Annotated in this window: 17 protein-coding genes; 12 read left to right on the top strand and 5 right to left on the bottom strand. The window is 72.1% G+C overall.

Going from position 1 to position 18113, the window contains the following annotated elements; genetic code table 11:
• Window positions 1-140 precede the first annotated feature (140 nt).
• Window positions 141-1550 (bottom strand): PepSY-associated TM helix domain-containing protein, encoded by a 1410-nt coding sequence (locus ABT147_RS25700; protein WP_351410123.1) that lies wholly within the window; start codon window positions 1548-1550, stop codon window positions 141-143.
• Between the two features lie 172 nt (window positions 1551-1722).
• On the opposite strand from ABT147_RS25700, the gene ABT147_RS25695 reads away from it, so the two are divergent.
• Window positions 1723-2433, top strand: a complete 711-nt coding sequence (locus tag ABT147_RS25695; RefSeq protein WP_351410121.1) for a peptide deformylase — start codon at window positions 1723-1725, stop codon at window positions 2431-2433.
• A gap of 32 nt (window positions 2434-2465) precedes the next feature.
• Here the strand turns inward: ABT147_RS25695 and ABT147_RS25690 are convergent, their stop codons facing one another.
• The gene (locus ABT147_RS25690; RefSeq protein WP_351410118.1) at window positions 2466-3932 is read right to left on the bottom strand and encodes a dihydrolipoyl dehydrogenase family protein; all 1467 of its coding nucleotides are present in this window, start codon (window positions 3930-3932) and stop codon (window positions 2466-2468) included.
• Window positions 3933-4058: 126 nt separating this feature from the next.
• On the opposite strand from ABT147_RS25690, the gene trxA reads away from it, so the two are divergent.
• Window positions 4059-4445, top strand: a complete 387-nt coding sequence (gene trxA, locus ABT147_RS25685; RefSeq protein ID WP_220644908.1) for a thioredoxin — start codon at window positions 4059-4061, stop codon at window positions 4443-4445.
• Between the two features lie 147 nt (window positions 4446-4592).
• On the opposite strand, the gene ABT147_RS25680 is transcribed toward trxA, so the two are convergent.
• Window positions 4593-5627 carry a LacI family DNA-binding transcriptional regulator gene (locus tag ABT147_RS25680; RefSeq protein WP_351410116.1) on the bottom strand — a complete coding sequence of 345 codons (1035 nt, stop codon included), beginning with the start codon at window positions 5625-5627 and terminating at the stop codon, window positions 4593-4595.
• 627 nt (window positions 5628-6254) lie between these two features.
• Here ABT147_RS25680 and ABT147_RS25675 point away from each other — a divergent pair.
• The 4 genes from ABT147_RS25675 (at window position 6255) to ABT147_RS25660 (ending at window position 10133) form a co-directional block, all read left to right on the top strand.
• A complete protein-coding gene (locus ABT147_RS25675; protein WP_351410113.1) occupies window positions 6255-7679 on the top strand; it encodes an amidase in 1425 nt (474 codons plus the stop codon).
• An 88-nt stretch (window positions 7680-7767) separates the two neighbouring features.
• Window positions 7768-7986, top strand: a complete 219-nt coding sequence (locus ABT147_RS25670) for an NfeD C-terminal domain-containing protein (RefSeq protein ID WP_502983155.1) — start codon at window positions 7768-7770, stop codon at window positions 7984-7986.
• 159 nt (window positions 7987-8145) lie between these two features.
• A complete protein-coding gene (locus ABT147_RS25665) occupies window positions 8146-9564 on the top strand; it encodes a flotillin family protein (protein ID WP_351410109.1) in 1419 nt (472 codons plus the stop codon).
• Between the two features lie 122 nt (window positions 9565-9686).
• Complete coding sequence (locus tag ABT147_RS25660; RefSeq protein WP_351410107.1) at window positions 9687-10133, top strand: type II toxin-antitoxin system PemK/MazF family toxin; 447 nt, start codon at window positions 9687-9689, stop codon at window positions 10131-10133.
• 53 nt (window positions 10134-10186) lie between these two features.
• On the opposite strand, the gene ABT147_RS25655 is transcribed toward ABT147_RS25660, so the two are convergent.
• Window positions 10187-11020: a TIGR02452 family protein gene (locus tag ABT147_RS25655; protein WP_351410104.1), complete on the bottom strand. Its 834-nt coding sequence runs from the start codon at window positions 11018-11020 to the stop codon at window positions 10187-10189.
• Window positions 11021-11328: 308 nt separating this feature from the next.
• Between ABT147_RS25655 and egtA the strand changes: the two genes are divergently transcribed.
• The 5 genes from egtA (at window position 11329) to ABT147_RS25630 (ending at window position 16342) form a co-directional block, all read left to right on the top strand.
• Window positions 11329-12603, top strand: coding sequence for an ergothioneine biosynthesis glutamate--cysteine ligase EgtA (egtA, locus tag ABT147_RS25650; RefSeq protein ID WP_351410102.1), 1275 nt, complete (start codon window positions 11329-11331; stop codon window positions 12601-12603).
• The gene (gene egtB, locus ABT147_RS25645) at window positions 12600-13946 is read left to right on the top strand and encodes an ergothioneine biosynthesis protein EgtB (protein ID WP_351410100.1); all 1347 of its coding nucleotides are present in this window, start codon (window positions 12600-12602) and stop codon (window positions 13944-13946) included. Before egtA ends, egtB begins: the two co-directional genes overlap by 4 nt.
• Window positions 13946-14797, top strand: coding sequence for an ergothioneine biosynthesis protein EgtC (egtC, locus tag ABT147_RS25640; protein WP_351410098.1), 852 nt, complete (start codon window positions 13946-13948; stop codon window positions 14795-14797). Before egtB ends, egtC begins: the two co-directional genes overlap by 1 nt.
• Window positions 14794-15756: an L-histidine N(alpha)-methyltransferase gene (egtD, locus tag ABT147_RS25635; RefSeq protein WP_351410097.1), complete on the top strand. Its 963-nt coding sequence runs from the start codon at window positions 14794-14796 to the stop codon at window positions 15754-15756. Before egtC ends, egtD begins: the two co-directional genes overlap by 4 nt.
• Before the next feature lie 367 nt (window positions 15757-16123).
• Complete coding sequence (locus ABT147_RS25630; RefSeq protein WP_351410094.1) at window positions 16124-16342, top strand: dodecin; 219 nt, start codon at window positions 16124-16126, stop codon at window positions 16340-16342.
• A gap of 26 nt (window positions 16343-16368) precedes the next feature.
• On the opposite strand, the gene ABT147_RS25625 is transcribed toward ABT147_RS25630, so the two are convergent.
• Window positions 16369-16857 carry a phosphatase domain-containing protein gene (locus ABT147_RS25625; protein ID WP_351410092.1) on the bottom strand — a complete coding sequence of 163 codons (489 nt, stop codon included), beginning with the start codon at window positions 16855-16857 and terminating at the stop codon, window positions 16369-16371.
• 135 nt (window positions 16858-16992) lie between these two features.
• Between ABT147_RS25625 and ABT147_RS25620 the strand changes: the two genes are divergently transcribed.
• Entirely contained in the window at window positions 16993-18090 is a 1098-nt protein-coding gene (locus tag ABT147_RS25620; RefSeq protein ID WP_351410090.1) for an NAD(P)/FAD-dependent oxidoreductase, read from the top strand.
• Window positions 18091-18113: the final 23 nt, after the last annotated feature.

Below are 18113 nucleotides of genomic sequence, written 5' to 3'. Positions count from 1 at the left end.
GGAGCAGAGGGAGCAGAGGGAGTAGAGGAAGTACGGAGTACTACGCGCTGAGGGGGCGCGTCCGGTCGGACGCGCCCCCTCTCGCCGCTTCGCCTCCCCTGGAGGCCCGGGCCGTTGCCGCCCGGCTGCTGCTGCGCGCCCTACTTCGCCTCCGCCCGGCCCCCGTACGACCGCTTGCCGCGCCGGTACGCGATCTCGCCCAGGACGACGTCCACCGCGATGAACACCGCGAGCGGGATGCCGAGGAGGGGCACGAAGTAGCCGAGGACGGCGATGACCGCGAGGGCGGGGACCAGGATCTGGGGCGGTACCTGCTGCCAGGCGCCGCGCGGGATCGGGCGGCCGAACGACGAGGCGCGACCGCGCTGCCACCACATGCGGTAGCCCCAGAGGATCAGCACGACCAGGGAGGCCGCGAGGGCGATCAGCAGGAGCTGGTTGGCCAGGCCGAACAGGACGCCGGTGTGGCCGTCGATGCCCCAGCGGGACAGCTTGGCGAGGACCGGGTAGTCGGCGAAGCGGAGCGTGTCGGTGACCTCGGCGGTCGCCGGGTCCACGGCCACCGCGTCCTGCTTGGTGGGCCAGCTGCGCTGGACCTGCCGTACGACGTATGTGGAGGCCGCGTCGGCGGGCGGCACGATCTCCACCGGGTCACCGAGGCCCTCGGTGCGGGCGGCGGCGAGGATCTTGTCGAGGTCGCCCTCCGGGGCGGCCCCGCCGTCCGTCGCCGCGGCGTCGTGGCCGCCGTGGTCGCCCGCCGCGGCCGAGATGGCCGGGGTCGCCTGGTGGAGTTCGGTGCGCAGCACCTCGATGTTGGCGCCCGCGTACGTCGACCAGGTCAGGCCCGTCGCCGAGAGGAAGAAGAACCCGGCGGCGGCCCAGACGCCGACCGTGCCGTGCAGGCCGAGCGTGCGGCGGCGCCCGGTGGTGCCGCGTACCTTGCGCTGGGCGCGGCGGCGGGCGAACCAGAGCACGAGTCCGCCGCCCGAGATGACCCACAGCCAGCTGGCGGCGAGTTCGCTGTAGAGGCGGCCGGTCTCGCCGAGGTGGAGGTTGGCGTGGAACTTGTCGATCCAGGTCCGCACCGGCAGCGCGCCCGTGGAGCCGTACTGCTCCAGCGCGCCCCGCACCTCGGCCGTGTACGGGTCGACGAACACCGCGAGCGTGTTGCCCTCGTCGATGCCCTCGACGCCCGTCAGCATCACCCGGGTCGTGGCGTCGTCCTCCGGGGAGGGGCGTACGGCGGAGATGGTGCCCTCGGGGTGCTCCTTGCGGGCGGCGGCGACCTGTTCGGAGATCGGCAGCTTCTCGTCGCCGACCTCGGCGACGGTCGTCCGGTCCGCGTAGACGATCTTCTCGATCGAGAACGAGGCGGCGTACAGCCCGCCGGTCAGGGCGGCGACCAACAGGAACGGGGCGACGAGGACGCCCGCGTAGAAGTGCAGCCGCAGGACGAGGGGCCGGAGGGAGGCCCAGCCCTTCGTGGTGCCGTCGGGCTTGGCGACGGGTTTCTGGGGCTCGTCCGTCTCGGTCGAGGGGGCGATGGTCATCGGCGGATGCTCCGGGATGCGGGGACGTCGTGGCGGTTCAGTAGTCGGGGCGTGAGGGCTTCGAGTTCCCGGCACTTTGTGTGAGCTGGGTCACACGCATCTGTCGGCGGTGGGATCGGGGCTCCGCTGGAGCCGCCTCGCGTCGCCGGGGCGCGGTTGGCATCCTGGCCCGATGGCTTCCGAACGTGACCGCACCGATCGCCCCGATCGCACCGATCCCGCTGATCGCCTTGATCGCTCCGATCGCTCCGAGTCCCGCCCCCTGAGCGACCGGGTCGAGGAACTCCTCGCCCACGAGGGGCCGCTGCCGATCGTCGCCGCGGGCGATCCGGTGCTGCGCCGCACCGCCGAGCCCTTCGACGGCCAGCTCGACCCGGGCCTCCTGGCCCGCTTCGTCGCCGCCCTGCGCGCCACCATGCACGCGGCACCCGGCGTCGGCCTCGCCGCGCCCCAGGTCGGGGTGGGCCTGCGGATCGCGGTGATCGAGGATCCGGCGCCGGTCCCGGAGGAGGTACGGCTCGCCCGGGGCCGGGTGCCGCAGCCGTTCCGGGTCCTGGTCAATCCGGCGTACGAGGCCGTCGGGCCGTTCCGTGACGCGTTCTTCGAGGGCTGTCTGAGCGTGCCGGGCTGGCAGGCCGTGGTGGCCCGGCACGCCAAGGTGCGGCTCCGGGCGCTCGACGAGCGGGGGCGGGCCGTGGACGAGGAGTTCTCGGGGTGGCCCGCCCGGATCGTCCAGCACGAGACGGACCACCTGAACGGCACGCTCTACCTCGACCACGCCGAGTCGCGTTCGCTCTCCTCGAACCAGGCGATGGCCGACCGCTGGAACGACCCGACCCCGGCCAGGGCGGCACGGGAGCTGGGCTTCCTGCTCCCCGACTGACGCCCCGGCCCGTGCGGCCGGCGCCGACCGGTTCAGCCCCGGTACGCCTCCAGCAGCCGCAGCCAGACCTCGCTGATCGTCGGGTACGAGGGCACCGCGTGCCAGAGGCGGCCGATCGGGACCTCTCCGGCGACGGCGACGGTGGCGGAGTGGATGAGTTCGCCGACGGCGGGGCCGACGAAGGTGACGCCGCGCAGGATCTCGTGGTCGAGGTCGACGATCATGCGGGCGCGGCCCCGGTAACCGTCGGCGTACAGGCCCGCCCCCGCGACGGAGGAGAACTCGACGTCGACCGCGCGGACGCGGTGGCCCGCCTGTTCGGCCTCGGCGAGGGAGAGGCCGACGGCGGCGGCCTCGGGGTCGGTGAAGACGACCTGGGGGACGGCGGCGTGGTCGGCGGTGGCCGCGTGAGCACCCCACGGGTCGCTCTCCAGCAGCGGGACCCCGGCCGCGCGGGCGGCGATGGCGGCCCCGGCGATCCGGGCCTGGTACTTGCCCTGGTGGGTGAGCAGCGCCCGGTGGTTGACGTCCCCGACCCCGTACAGCCACTCGCTGCCGGTCACCCGGAGGCTGTCGTCCACGGGCAGCCACGAGCCCGGCTCCAGGCCGACGGTGTCGAGGCCTATGTCGTCGGTGCGCGGGGCGCGTCCGGTGGCGAAGAGGATCTCGTCGGCCTCCAGACGGTCGCCGGTGTCGGTGAGCGCCACCACGGTCCCGTTCTCCCGGGACACCGCCGTCACGGACGTGCCGGTGCGGACGTCCGCGCCCGCCTCGACGAGCGCCTCGGCGATCAGTTCACCGGCGAAGGGCTCCATCCGGGGCAGCAGGCCCTTGCCGCGGACGAGGAGGGTGACCTCGGAGCCGAGGGAGCGCCAGGCGGTGGCCATCTCCACGGCGACGACACCGCCGCCGACGACGATCAGGCGGCCGGGGACCGCCTGCGCGCTGGTGGCCTCACGGCTGGTCCAGGGCTTGACCTGGGCGAGTCCCGGCAGGTCGGGCAGGAGGGCGCGGCTGCCGGTGGAGACCACCACCGCGTGCCGGGCGGTGAGGACGTGGCGCCCGCCGTCGGGGGCGGCCACGACCACGCGGCGGGGCCCGGCGAGGCGGCCGTGGCCCCGGTGGAACACCGCCCCGATGCTGTCCAGCCAGCCGATCTGGCCGTCGTCCTTCCAGTGGGAGGTCTCGTAGTCGCGGTGGGCGAGGACCTCGGCGGCGTCGAGCGGGCCGTCGACCAGGTGCCGCAGGCCGGGTACGCGGCGGGCGTCGGCGCGGGCGATCGCGGGGCGCAGCAGGGCCTTGCTGGGCATGCACGCCCAGTACGAGCACTCGCCGCCGACCAGTTCGCTCTCCACGACCGCGGTGGACAGGCCGGCCGCGCGGGTGCGGTCGGCGACGTTCTCCCCCACGGGTCCGGCCCCGAGCACCACGACGTCGTACTCGGTCGTCGTCGCTTCGTCCGTGCTGTCGGTGGTTCCGGTGTTTTCCGTATCCGTCATGGGGCCAGTCTGGTTGGTGGTGTGCGCGGTGGCCACACGGGTACGCGCGCGGAATACGCCGCCTCGGGCCGACGTTGTCGAAAGCGGCTCGCCCGAGCACCGATACCAGGAAGAGGGATGCACGCCATGAGCAGCACCGTGGAGCTCACCAAGGAGAACTTCGACCAGACGGTCACCGACAACGAGTTCGTGCTGATCGACTTCTGGGCGTCCTGGTGCGGGCCGTGCCGGCAGTTCGCCCCGGTCTACGAGAAGGCGGCCGACGACAACCCCGACCTGGTGTTCGGCAAGGTGGACACCGAGGCGCAGCCGGAGCTGGCCCAGGCCTTCGGTATCCAGTCGATCCCGACGCTGATGATCGTCCGTGACCAGGTCGCCGTGTTCGCGCAGCCGGGCGCGCTGCCGGAGGCCGCGCTGACCGATGTGATCGGGCAGGCCCGCAAGCTGGACATGGACGAGGTCCGCAAGGCGGTCGCCGAGCAGCAGGCGCAGGTCGAGCAGAACGGCCAGTGAGCGGAACGGCCCGTGAGCACGACAACGGCCCATGAGCACAACGGCCGGTGAGCCGACCGGTCCACCAGGTCGGCGGTGGTCCCGGTCGAGGCACAACTCCCGGCAGGGGTCGAGGAGTTGTGCGCCGGTCCCCGTAGGAGGGTCCGGCTAGCTCGATTCGCGGTGCACGATCGTCGCACCCAGTACGTCGTGGGTCATGGGGACCGACGCGGGGTCGCGCACCACGCGGTCGACCAGTTCCGCGAGCTCACGTCCGGACGGCAGCTCCAGGTGGACGGTGCTGAGGCGTGGCCGCAGCAGCCGGCCGAGCATCAGGTCGTCCGCGCCGACCACGGCCGTCTCCTCGGGGACGCCGATGCCCTCGTCCTGCAGGGCCCGCATCACCAGCATCGCGTATTCGTCGTTGTACGCGAACACCGCGTCCAGGCCGAGTGAACGCCAGTCGCGGGCGAGCCGGGCGGCGGCCGCCTCGTCGTAGGCGAGCGGCAGTTCGGTGACCGTCGCGTCGGTGCCCTGCACCGCGCGTCGTACGCCGGCGAGCCGGGGCAGGGAGAAGACGCCGAAGCCGGGCTCCTCGGGCACGACGACACCGATACGGCGACGACCGCGCTCGACCAGGTGCCGGCCGGCGCTGTGGCCGACGCCCGCGTGGTCGAGGATCAACGCGTGGGCGCCCTCGACGGGTTCGGGGGTGAGGGTGACGACGGCCTTGGCGCCGGAGCGCTTGAGGACGGCCACACCCTGCGGGCCGATCCCCACGCCGGGCACGATCACCGCGACGGGGCGCAGTTCCGCCCAGGCGCGGGCGGCGTCGTCGCCGCGCAGACCGATGCCGCCGTGCTGCACGACGGTGTAGTCGAGCCGGCTGAGGGCCCATTGGATCTCGTTGATGAACTGGCTGTAGAGCGGGCCGATGGGCACGTTCGGGGTGGGCATCAGCACCAGACGGCTGTGGCCGGCGCGCAGACTGCGGGCCGCCGCGTGCGGCACGTAGCCGAGTTCCTTGGCGGCCTCGTGGACCCGGCGGCGGGTGGGCTCGCTGATTCGGACGGCGCTGGTGTTGTTGAGGACGTAGCTGACCGTCGCGCGGGAGACACCCGCGAGGCGTGCCACATCGGCGCTCGTGGGCACGGATCGCTGCAGGGGCGAGGGCGGGGCGGGCTCTTTCGGTATCTGCACCATGAGGACGGCATCCTTGCAGAAGCGGTGAAGGTCGTTCCGGCCGGGGGAGGACCGGCCACGCGGGAGCTCGGGTTCGGGCCACCGATCTTTGTGGCTGGGCAGTTTGGCGAATGTGTTCGAAATCTGTTCAACCCGACAGCCATTTCACGCCATCTCCACAGAGGTCCGGAGACGGGGGCATCGTACGTGCGGGTGACGGGCTTTCCGTGCCCGGTCGGTGTGCGGCTGAACCGTCTCGCGCCGTGCCCCGAGCGGGTCGCGCGGCGCGGCGGGCGCACCGGGGTCGCACGGGTGACGGGTGCCGATCCGCTGGTCGGAGTCGGCGTCCGGTGGGCGGTCGCGTGCCTGGCCAAGGACGTGCGGCCGGCTCCCGGCGGCGTTCGCGGGGCGCCCCTCCCCCGGCAGGCGACCGGCCGTCCGTGGGGGCGCCCAGGGGTGGTGACGCCCGAAACCTATGGCGTGAACTATGTGTTCGCTGTGGGTGCGCGCGCCGGTCGGCACCCCCGCCCCTCACCCTTACGCCACCACGAATCGCCGCCCTCGTCAGGCAAGTCGTCGTCGCTGTACCACCGCGCCCGCGTGGACGTTACCGTTCGGTAGAAAGGCTGCTTCCGGAGGTGTTCCGTAATGGGTGTCGACCGTGCGCCGGGTCTCGTGGAGTGCGCTCGTGCGCTGGCTGCCGGGGAGGTGACGTCGCGGGCGCTGGTGGAGGCGACGCTCGCCCGGATCGAGGCGAGTCAGGGGACGGTGAACGCGTTCCGGCGGGTGCGGGCCGAGGCGGCACTCGTGGAGGCCGAGGCGGCGGACAAGGAGTTGGCGGAGGGCGGACGGCGGCCCCTGCTCGGCGTGCCGGTGGCAGTGAAGGACGACATGGACGTGGCGGGCGAACCGACCGCGTTCGGCTGCCGGGGCGAGTTCCCGTCGCTGCCGGAGGACGGCGAGGCCGTACGGCGGCTGCGCGCGGCCGGGGCGATCGTCGTCGGCAAGACGAACACGTGCGAGCTGGGGCAGTGGCCGTTCACGGAGGGGCCGGCGTTCGGGGCGACCCGCAATCCCTGGCACCCCGACCACACCCCGGGCGGCTCCTCCGGTGGTTCCGCGGCGGCCGTCGCCGCTGGGCTGGTGCCGGCCGCGCTGGGCTCGGACGGCGCCGGTTCGGTCCGTATCCCGGCCTCCTGGACGCATCTCATCGGCATCAAGCCGCAGCGGGGCCGCATCTCGACCTGGCCGCACGCGGAGTCCTTCCAGGGCATCACCGTCAACGGCACCCTCGCCCGCACGGTCGCCGACGCCGCTCTCCTGCTGGACGCGGCGAGCGGCAACCACGAGGGCGATCTGCACCGGCCCCTCGCCGTCAACGCCTCCGAGGCCGTCGGAAGGGACCCGGGGCGGCTCAGGATCGCGCTGTCCCTGAAGCCGCCGTTCACCGCGCTGCCCGCCCGCCTCGACCCCCGCGTGGAGAAGCGGGTAAGGGCCGTCGCGGAGCGGCTCGCCGCGCTCGGGCATGTGGTGGAGGAGGCGGAGCCCCGGTACGGGCAGATCGGGCTGACCTTCATCCCGCGCGCCACCGCCGGTATCGCCGAACGCGTCGGTGCCATCACCGAACCGGGGCTCCTCGACCGGCGCACCCTCGACGCCGCCCGCCTCGGCCGACTGCTCGCCGGGGCGCCCCTGCGGCTGGCCCGCCGCGCCGAGGTCACCCTGCACCGGCGGATCGGCGCGCTGTTCACGACGTACGACGTGCTGCTGGCGCCGACGACCGCCGCTCCCCCGCCGCGCGTCGGCTCCATGCTGAACCTCGGCGGACTCGGCACCGACCGCGCGATGATCGCGGCCTGCCCGTACGCCTGGCCGTGGAACGTGCTGGGCTGGCCCGGGGTGAACGTACCGGCGGGGTTCGTGGACGAAGAGCTGCCGGTGGGCGCGCAGTTGCTCGGTCCGGCGAACAGTGAGCCCCTGCTGCTGTCGCTGGCCGCGCAGTTGGAGGCGGACCAGCGCTGGCACGAGCTGTGGCCGCCGCGGCGGGAGGCCGCGGACTCGCCCGCGGGATGAGCGGGTTCGGCGCCCACGACGGAAGTGGGTTCGTCGCCCGCTCCGGGAGTGGGTTCGGCGCCCGCGATGTGACCCGTACGCTGTGACCATGGACGAACCGTCGATGATCGGGCTGATGGGACGGGTGACCGGTGCGGTCGGTCCCGGGCTCGTCGGCGAAGTGATCCTCCGGGTGCGGGGCGGCGCCGAGCACTTCCTCGCGTACCCCGCCTCCGCGAAGGACCGGATCGCTCCGGGGACGCTCGTGATGGTGATGGAGTATCTGCCGCCGCGCACGGTGTACGTGTCGGCGGCGTACGACAGTTGACGGTTCGTCGGGTCCTCCGCTCCCCGACTGTCGGTCTTCGGGAACCGGTTCGCATCAGGACTGCAACAACGGTCCCCGAGGCCCTGTTCCACCGCTGAACCACGCGGGACACTCCCGACGTTCGGTGCCGAAAGGGCACCTGGCAGAGGGGGTGTGCCGATGTTCATCGGCATGATCGCGGGGGCGGCCCTAGGAGCCGCCCTGGTACTGATCGGTCTGTTCAAACTGATGTGGCGGGTCGCCGAACCCAACGAGGCGCTCATCATCTCCGGCTCCAAGACGAGGATGGAGGGCCTGGAGGAGGGCATGAACTTCCGTATCGTCACCGGGCGCGGCACCCTCGTGCTGCCCGGTGTGCAGGCGGTGCGCAAGCTCTCGCTCGATCTGAACCAGACCGAGCTGTCCGTGGACTGCGTGACCCATCAGGGCATTCCGCTGAAGATCCGTGGTGTCGTCATCTTCAAGGTGGGCGACGACTTCGTGTCCATCGCCAACGCGGCCCGTCGTTTCCTCGACCAGCAGAAGCGCGTGTCGGAGCGGGTGCACAACGTGTTCGCCGGTCATCTCCGATCCATCGTGGGCGGGTTGACGGTCGAGGACATGATCCGCGACCGCGACAAGCTGACCGGCCAGACCCGGGCGGCGTGCGGTACGGAGATGGAGAAGCTGGGTCTGATCGTCGACTCGCTGCAGATCCACGAGATCGAGGACCCGACCGGCTACATCAAGAACCTGGCCATGCCGCACGCGGCGGCCGTCCAGCGCGACGCCCGGATCGCGCAGGCCGAGGCCAACCGACTCGCCACCGAGGCCGAGCAGATGGCCGCGGCGCGGATGGCGGAGGCCACCCGTGACAGCGAGATCCTCCAGGCCGGCTACCAGGCCGAACGGGACAAGGCCGCCGCCGAGTCCAAGCAGGCCGGCCCGCTCGCCGAGGCGGCCGCACTGCAGGAGGTCGTCGTCCAGGAGACCCGGGTCGCGGAACTCGCGGCGGCCCGGCGCGAGCAGCAGCTCCAGGCGGACGTCCGCAAGCCGGCCGACGCCAAGGCCTATGAGAAACGGACTCTCGCCGAGGCCGAGCGCGACGCCCGTATCTCCGCCGCGCAGGCCAAGGCCAAGGAGACGGAGCTGGCGGCCGCCGCCGAGGCGACCGCGACGCAGATCTCCGGTGAGGCCGAGGCCGCCGCCCAGCAGGCCAGGGGGCTCGCCGAGGCCGAGGCCACGCGGGCGAAGGGGCTCGCGGAGGCCGAGGGCATCAAGGCGCGGAGCGCCGCGTTGGCGGAGAACCAGGAAGCGGTCATCGCGCAGCAGTTGGCCGAGCGGTGGCCGGAGATCGTGGAGGCCGGGGCGTCCGCGTTCGGGAACGTCGACAACATGGTGGTGTTGAACGGGGCCGACGGAATGGCGGACATGTTGGCCAAGGCGCTCACGATGGGTGGGACCGGGTTGGGACTGGCTCGGCAGTTGCTGTCGTCGATGAATGGGGCGCCCACCCCTGCGGGGGGCTCCGCCGGGGTCAATGGGGTGCCTGTGGAGAAAGTGGCCGTGGAGAAGGTGCAGGTGGACAGGGAGTCGTAGCGCCGTGGCTTCGGCTGTGGGTGGGCGGCTGCGGGTTGGTCGTGGCTTGTCGCGCCCGCGCGGCGGAGCCGCATATCGGCACAGACCCGCGCCCCTGACGGGGCGCGGGTTAGCGTGTGGCGGTGACATCCTTTGCCGAGCAAGAAGTGCCCGGGCGCTACGGGCCCACCGCCACCGTCGAAGCCGATCCCCGTGATGTCGGGCGGGTGCGGACCGAGTACTCGCCCGCGCATGACGGGGATCCCGATCCCGGTGAGATCGTCTGGACCTGGGTGCCGTTCGAGGAGAACGACGGGCGGGGGAAGGACCGGCCCGTGCTGGTGGTGGCCCGGGAGGCCGGGGGGACGTTCCTCGCCGTGCAGTTGTCCAGCAAGCGGCATGACGGGGACCGGGAGTGGGTGCCGATCGGGAGCGGGCCGTGGGACCGGTCGGGGCGGGACTCCTGGGTGGATGTGGACCGGGTGTTGCGGCTGCACGAGGCGGGGATGCGGCGGGAGGCCTGTGCGTTGGACCGGATGCGGTTCAACTCCGTTGTGCGGCGGTTGCGGGAACGGTACGGGTGGCGGTAGGCCGTGTGCCGAGTGCGGGTCGGTGGGGGCTTGTCGCGCAGTTCCCCGCGCCCCTAACGGGGCACGCTTGCCGCGAACTCTCGTTCGAAGGCGCTCCGGATCGTCGTGCCCTTTGTGCGGTCCAGGATGCCGAACACCACGTGGTCGAAGGTGCCCTCGAAGCGTCCGCCGTCCATGAGCAGGGTCCGGAACGCCGTCGCCACCTGGGTCGGGTCGTTGCCGAACACCCCGCAGCCCCAGGCGCCCAGGACCAGGCGGCGGTAGCCGTTCGCCGTCGCCGTTTCCAGGACGCGTTCGGCGCGGGTGGCCAGGGCTCGGGGGAGGTCGGGGGCGCGTTCCGGTGTCGTACGCAGGACGACCGAGGCGTTCGGGGCCGCCGAGGTGAGGAAACCCGCTGTGTACGGGGTGTCGAGGAGGGTGCCTCGGTCGTCCCGGAAGACGGGGACGGCCGGTGAGTGGATGACACGGTCCGTGTAGAACGGGTCGCGGTGGGTGCGGTGGTGGTCGTAGAAGGCGGGGGCCTCCCGGACGCACGTGTAGAGCGCTGAGGCCCGGCAGAGGGCCTCCTCCTGGGCCTGGGCGCCGTTCAGGTAGCCGCCGCCGGGGTTGCGGGCGGAGGAGAAGTTGAGGACGGCCACGGGGGTGGCGTCGGTGGTCGTCAGACGGTGGGCGGCTGCCAGGCTGCTCTCGCCGGTCACCTCGATGGTCGATCGCACCGGATCGGCCTGGGGTGTCTCCACGGGGTCCGGGCCGTACAGGCGGGTGCCGGCCCGGGCGGACGCCACCTCGGCCACGACGGAGACCTCGTGGCCCGAGGGCGCGCGATAGTGCCCGGCCGCGACGATCTGTTCGGTCTCGCGTGCGATTCCGCGGAGGCGCGCGCTCATGGCGACACCCCCGAGTGCGCCTCGCGCACTGCCCGCGCGTTCTCCCCCGTCGTGCTCATGGGCGCATCCTGGGCGATGCTGGTGAAAGGCCGCAACGGAGTTTCCCGGTGTGAACGGGCCGGTACGGGTACGGGAAGAGGTGCCTGAAGTCCCGGAAACGGAGATCGTCGATCCGCATTGCCACGATGTGCCCCCTTGTGCGAAAGCGGCGCGAGGGTTTTGGGTGGGACGAGCACCGCCGGTCCGACCTCATCGGGAACGGATCGGCGGCTTGGCCGACGAGATTGGCATCTCAGGAGGATCCCGACATGTCAGATTCGCTGAGTGGCTGTACGGAGCAACGCTCCGCGGTCACCGAGGCGGAGGTGGAGGCCCTGGTCCGGGGCATCTGCTTCAAGACCGGTCCACCCCGCACCCTCGGTGTCGAGCTGGAATGGCACGTCCACGAGCTGCGTGATCCGCGGCTCCCCGCGTCACCCGCACAACTGGAAGCGGCCTACGCCGCACTGCGGACCCTGACCCTGAACTCACCGCTGACCGTCGAACCCGGCGGCCAGCTGGAGCTCAGCTCGGCACCGGCCGCCTCCCTGATGGAGTGCGTCGGGTCCGTCTCGGCCGATCTGACCGCCGTACGCGCGACGCTGCGCGAGGCGGGTCTCGGCATCAGTGGCTTCGGCCACGAACCCTGGAACCCCCCGACCCGCTACCTCCACGAGCCCCGGTACGACGCGATGGAGATCTATCTCGACCGCTTCGGACCCGAGGGGCGCTCCATGATGTGCTCGTCCGCCTCGGTGCAGGTGTGTCTCGACGCCGGGTACGAGGAGCCGGGACCCCTCGGCCATCAGCGGCGCTGGTGGCTGGCGCACCAGCTCGGCGCGGTGCTGGTGGCGGCGTTCGCGCATTCCCCGTTGGCGCGTGGCCGGGTCACCGGCTGGCGTTCGACCCGCCAGGCGCTGTGGGCGGCGATGGACCCGGCCCGGACGAACGCGCCGGCGCTCGACGGCGACCCGCGCGGGGCGTGGGCGCGCTTGGTGCTGGACGCGCCCGTGATGTGCGTACGGGCCGACGAGGGGCCCTGGGGCATACCCGGTGCCATGACGTTCCGGGAGTGGACGAGATCCGACACCCCGCCGACCCGGGCCGACCTCGACTACCACCTGACGACACTGTTCCCGCCGGTGCGCCCGCGCGGTCACATGGAACTGCGCATGATCGACGCCCAGCCCGGTGAGGACGGGTGGATCGTGCCGCTCGCCGTGACGACGGCGCTGTTCGAGGACCCGGAGGCCGCCGAGACGGCCTATCGGACCGTGAAGCCGCTTGCCGAGCGGGCCGGTTCGCGGCCCGCGCCGCGCAATCCGCTGTGGGACGCGGCCATCCGTGACGGTCTGGCCGATCCCGAACTGCGGGAGGCGGCGGCCGTCTGCTTCGCCGCGGCGGCCGAGGCACTGCCCAGAATCGGGGCGAGTTCCGAGGTGCGGGACGCGGTCGCGCGGTACATCGACCGCTATGTGGCCCGGGGGCGCTGCCCCGCCGACGATCTGCTCGACCTGTTCCACGGGAAGGACATCCCCGCATGACCGCAGCCGAGACGCCGGCCCCGACGGCCGGCGCCGACCCCGACATACTCCGGGAGCGCGCGCTGGCGGCGCTGACCGAGGCCCGGGCCCGCACCGCGCTCCTGACGACCGCCGTCGACGAGCCCGATCTCACCGCGCAGCACTCGCCGCTGATGTCCCCGCTGGTGTGGGACCTCGCCCACATAGGCAACCAGGAGGAGCTGTGGCTGCTGCGCAATGTCGCCGGGCGGGAGGCGATGCGGCCCGAGATCGACGGGCTGTACGACGCCTTCGAGCATCCGCGTGCCGCGCGGCCCTCGCTGCCGCTGCTGGCGCCCGAGGAGGCCCGGCAGTATCTGCGTGAGGTGCGCGGCCGGGCGCTGGACGTGCTGGAGAGCGCCGACTTCCACGGCACCCGGCTCACCGACGCGGGCTTCGCCTTCGGCATGATCGCCCAGCACGAACAGCAGCACGACGAGACGATGCTGATCACCCATCAGCTCCGCAAGGGCCCCGCCGTGCTGTCGGCGCCGGACCCGGAGCCCGCCCCTCTCTTCACGGGCCCCTCCGAAGTCCTCGTGCCCGGCGGGGAGTTCACGATGGGCACGTCCACCGAGCCCTGGGCGCTGGACAACGAGCGGCCCGCGCACCGCAGGACCGTCCCGGCGTTCCACATCGACACCACGCCGGTGACGAACGGCGCGTACCAGGCGTTCATCGCGGACGGCGGCTACGACGACGAGCGCTGGTGGACGGCCGAGGGATGGGACCACATCCGTGCGCACGGCATCCACGCGCCGCTGTTCTGGCGGCGCGACGGCCGGCAGTGGCTGCGGCGGCGCTTCGGTGTCACCGAGGTCGTCCCGGCCGACGAGCCGGTGCTGCACGTGTGCTGGTACGAGGCGGACGCGTACGCCCGCTGGGCGGGGCGCCGGCTGCCCACGGAGGCCGAGTGGGAGAAGGCCGCCCGGCACGACCCGGTCACCGGCCGCTCGACCCGCTACCCGTGGGGCGACGCCGACCCGACGCCCGAGCACGCCAACCTCGGACAGCGGCATCTGCGCCCGGCCCCGGCCGGCAGCTACCCGGCGGGTGAATCGCCGCTCGGGGTACGGCAGTTGATCGGTGATGTGTGGGAGTGGACGTCGAGCGACTTCCTGCCCTACCCGGGGTTCACGGCGTTCCCGTACAAGGAGTACTCGGAGGTGTTCTTCGGCCCCGAGTACAAGGTGTTGCGCGGTGGCGCGTTCGCCGTGGACCCGGTGGCGTGCCGGGGGACGTTCCGCAACTGGGACTATCCGATCCGGCGGCAGATCTTCAGCGGGTTCCGCACGGCCCGGGACGCCTCACCGGAGGTCGTCTGATGTGTCGTCACATCGCTTATCTCGGGCCGGATCTGGCGCTGGGTTGGGTTCTGGTGGACCCGCCGCACGCGCTGTTCCGGCAGTCGTGGGCGCCCCGTCGGCAGCGGTACGGGACGGTCAACGCCGATGGTTTCGGGGTCGGTTGGTACGCCGAGGGCGACCCGGTGCCGGGGCGCTACCGGCGGGCCGGGCCGATCTGGGGCGACCAGTCCTTCGCGGACCTCGCCCGGGTGGTCCGCACCGGGGCACTGCTGGCCGCCGTACGGGACGCGACGGTGGCGGGCGCGGACGACGAGGCCGCGGCGGCGCCGTTCGCCGCCGGGGTGTGGCTGTTCAGTCACAACGGGGCGGTCGCCGGGTGGCCCCGGTCGCTGGCCCATCTCGCCGACGGTCTGCCCGCCGTGGAGCTGCTGTCGATGGAGGCCCGCAACGACTCCGCGCTCGTGTGGGCGCTGGTCCTGAACCGGTTGCGCGCGGGCGACGAGGAGGGGCAGGCGCTGGCCGACACGGTCCTGGAGGTCGCCCGGGCGGCCCCCGGCTCCCGGCTCAACCTGCTGCTCACCAACGGCGACACCATCGCCGCGACGGCCTGGGGCGACACCCTGTGGTACCTCGCCGCGCCCGGCCGCAGCACGGTCGTGGCGTCCGAGCCGTACGACGACGATCCGCACTGGGTGGAGGTCCCGGACCGCACGCTGCTCGCGGCGAGCCGTACGGATGTGCTGCTGACCCCGCTGAAGGAGCCGGAGGATCCCGTTCGCCCGGGCTCGGATCCGGGTCACGACGACTCGTCCCTCGTACCGCCGGTATCCCTCGTATCACCCGTTCTACCGAAGGAGCCCCCTGCGTGAGTCCGTTCCTTCTCACCCGCACCCTGCCCGAGGACGCCACCGAGGCCGCCCTGCGCGCCGATGTCCTGGACGGTCTGACCCGTACGCCGAAGACGTTGCCGCCGAAGTGGTTCTACGACGCGCACGGCAGCGAACTGTTCGAGCGGATCACCGAGTTGCCCGAGTACTACCCGACCCGTGCCGAGCGGGAGATCCTCGTCGGCAGGGCGGGGGAGATCGCCTCGGCGAGCGGGGCGCGCACCCTGGTCGAGCTGGGGTCCGGTTCCTCCGACAAGACCCGGCATCTGCTGGACGCGATGCCGGATCTGCACACGTATGTGCCGGTCGACGTGAGTGAGAGCGCGCTGCGGCAGGCCGGCGAGGCGCTGGTCGCCGAGCGGCCGGGGCTGAACGTGCACGCCCTGATCGCCGACTTCACCGCCGGGCTCGAACTGCCCGAGACGCCCGGACCTCGGCTGGTGGCGTTCCTGGGGGGCACGATCGGCAATCTCGTGCCCGTGGAGCGTGCCGCGTTCCTGGCGGCCGTGCGGGCGCTGCTCTCGCCCGGGGACGCGCTGCTGTTGGGGACGGATCTGGTCAAGGACGAGGCGGTGCTGGTCGCCGCGTACGACGACGCGGCCGGGGTGACCGCCGAGTTCAACAAGAACGTGCTGAATGTCGTGGACCGGGAGCTGGGGGCGGATTTCGATCCCGACGACTTCGATCATGTCGCGCTCTGGAATGCCGAGTGTGAGTGGATCGAGATGCGGTTGCGGTGTCGGGTGGGGCAGACGGTGAAGATTCCCGCGCTTGATCTCGCGGTCGATTTCGGGGTCGGGGAGGAGATGCGGACCGAGGTGTCGGCGAAGTTTCGGAAGGAGGGGGTGCGGGGGGAGTTGGCTGCCGCCGGGATGGAGTTGACGCATTGGTGGACGGATGAGGAGGGGCGGTTCGCGGTGTCGCTGAGCGGTGTGGCATAGCGGGGTTCCTTTCGCCCCCGCCGCCCCTACCCGTCCCATCCTCAAGGGGCTGCGCCCCTTCGACCCCCTGGGGGCGGGTTTCGGGTGCGGGTTCGGTGGGGGTTCTCGCGCAGTTCCCCGCGCCCCTGAAAAGCAGGGGCTGCGCCCGCTGCTTTTCAGGCCCGCAGCCCCGTCGCTCTTTGGGCCCGCAGGGGCCTGAATCTTTTAGGGGCGCGGGGAACTGCGCGACCAGCCCCCACCGGGCCCGCACCCGACAACGCACCCGCACCCGCACCCCGGACATCTCGCGAACCGGCGGAGCCTGAGGCACCGTGGAATGACGTGTGGCGTATCGGCCACGGTGGAGCACGCGACAAGGAGAACCCGTATGACCGACCATGTGTACCGGGTCACCGAGATCGTCGGCAGTTCGGGCGAGAGTGTCGACCACGCCATCCGCAACGGCGTCGCCCGAGCCGCCCAGACCCTGCGCAACCTGGACTGGTTCGAGGTGACACAGGTCCGGGGGCACATCGAGAACGGGGAGATCGCGCACTACCAGGTCGGCCTCAAGGTCGGCTTCCGGCTGGACGACGACACCGACTGACGGAGCGGTTCCGGCGGGGCGGGCCCTCAGGTCCGCCCTTCCCGCTCCTGCGCCGCCTTCAGCGCGGCGGACTCGGCGGCCCACCGCGCCCGTACGACCGTGAAGCCCGCGCGTTCCGCGTCCGCGCAGACCAGTTCGTCGTCGTCCACGAGGACGTGGATCTCCCGGGTGCGCGCGAGGTCGCGGAGGATCTCCAGTTTGGTGCTGCGGGCCGGCCTGCGGTCGTTGTTCCGCCGCATCCAGATCCGCCCCTCGGGCAGCTCCTGTGCGGCGAGCCAGGCGACGGTGTCGCGGCGGCAGCGTTCCGGGCGCCCGGTGAGATACACGACCTCGCACCGCTGCGCGCTCTCCCGCGCCAGCGCGACGCCCTCGGCCAGCGGCGGATCCTGCGGGGCGGCGGCGAAGAACGCGTCCCAGTCGCGCGGCTTGCGCTCCAGGAACCGCTGCCGGTGAGCGGTGTCCGCGAGGGTGTTGTCCAGGTCGAAGACGGCGAGGGGCCGGTCGTTGTCGGTCACGGCCCCAGCCTAGGCAGCTGATGACTCGTGTCGTCCGTCGTCGCTTCACACAACAAGCACAAAGCCCGCCAGTAGCTTTAAGTTTCAAGCGTTAGGCTCGGCATCTCTCCCCCCACCCAGCACAGGAGAATCGGTGTGCTTGACGGCGAAGTGATCGTGATCGGCGGCGGATACGGGGGCATCCGCCTCGCCAAACGATTGGACGAGGTCGCGCGGGTCACCCTCGTGGACCGCAAGGAGGTCTTCTTCCACCGCATCGCCGCACTGCGCGCGGGTGTGCACGAGGCCTGGACGACGACGCCCTTCATCCCGTACGACCGGCTGCTGCGCAACGGCCGGGTCGTGGCGGGCAAGGTGATCGACATCGACACCGCTGAGCGGCGGGTGAAGCTCGCCACGGGTGAGCGGCTGCCGTACGACGTGGTGGTGATCGCGACCGGCGCGGACTATCCGGAGCCGGCCCGTTTCCTGGGCACCACCACCGAGGAGGCGGGCAAGACGTTCACCGCGCACCAGGAGAGCGTGGCCGCCGCCGAGCACGTCCTGGTCGTCGGCGGCGGGCCGGGCGGTGTGGAGCTGGCCGCCGAGATCCGGCTGGCCCGGCCGGACGCGCGGGTCACGCTCGCGCACGCCGGGCCGGTGCTGCTCAACTCCACCGGCAGCACCTGGGCCGGGCGGCGGGCCCTGGCCTGGCTGGAGGCGCACGACGTGGAGGTGCGGCTCGACTCGTTCATCTCCCCCGGGACGGATTTCGGCACCTACCGGGACGGCCGGGGCAACGTCATCGAGGCCGATCTCTCCTTCTGGTCGACCGGCACCACGCCGAACACGCTGTGGCTGCGGCTGGCCGGGCACGGGGGCTGGCTCAGCGCGTCCGGGCATGTCAAGGTCGACCGGATGCTGCGGGTCGGGGGACAGCGGGATGTGTTCGCGGTCGGTGACGTGAACGATGTCACCGACCTGAAGATCACTCCGATGGCGATCGCCCAGGCGGATCTCGCCGCCCACAACATCCGTGCGTATCTGGCGAGTCCGGGCAAGCACCGCAAGGAGCCGCGGCTGTACCGGCCCGTCCGGCGGACCCCGCTGATCGTGCCGCTCGGGTCGGCCGACGGGATCACGCTGTTGCCGGTGCCCGGGGGTGAGACCGCCGTGTTGGGGGCTCGGACGTCGACGCTCGCGAAGGCGAGGACGTTGATGACGCCGTATGTGCGGAGGCAGCTCGGGTACTGACGGTCGTGTGCCGGGTGCGGGTG

This window comes from Streptomyces sp. NPDC001868 (assembly GCF_040297125.1).
Classification (GTDB): Bacteria; Actinomycetota; Actinomycetes; order Streptomycetales; family Streptomycetaceae; genus Streptomyces.
Note: the sequence above shows the minus strand (reverse complement) of the source record. Positions and strands in the feature narration are given on the sequence as shown.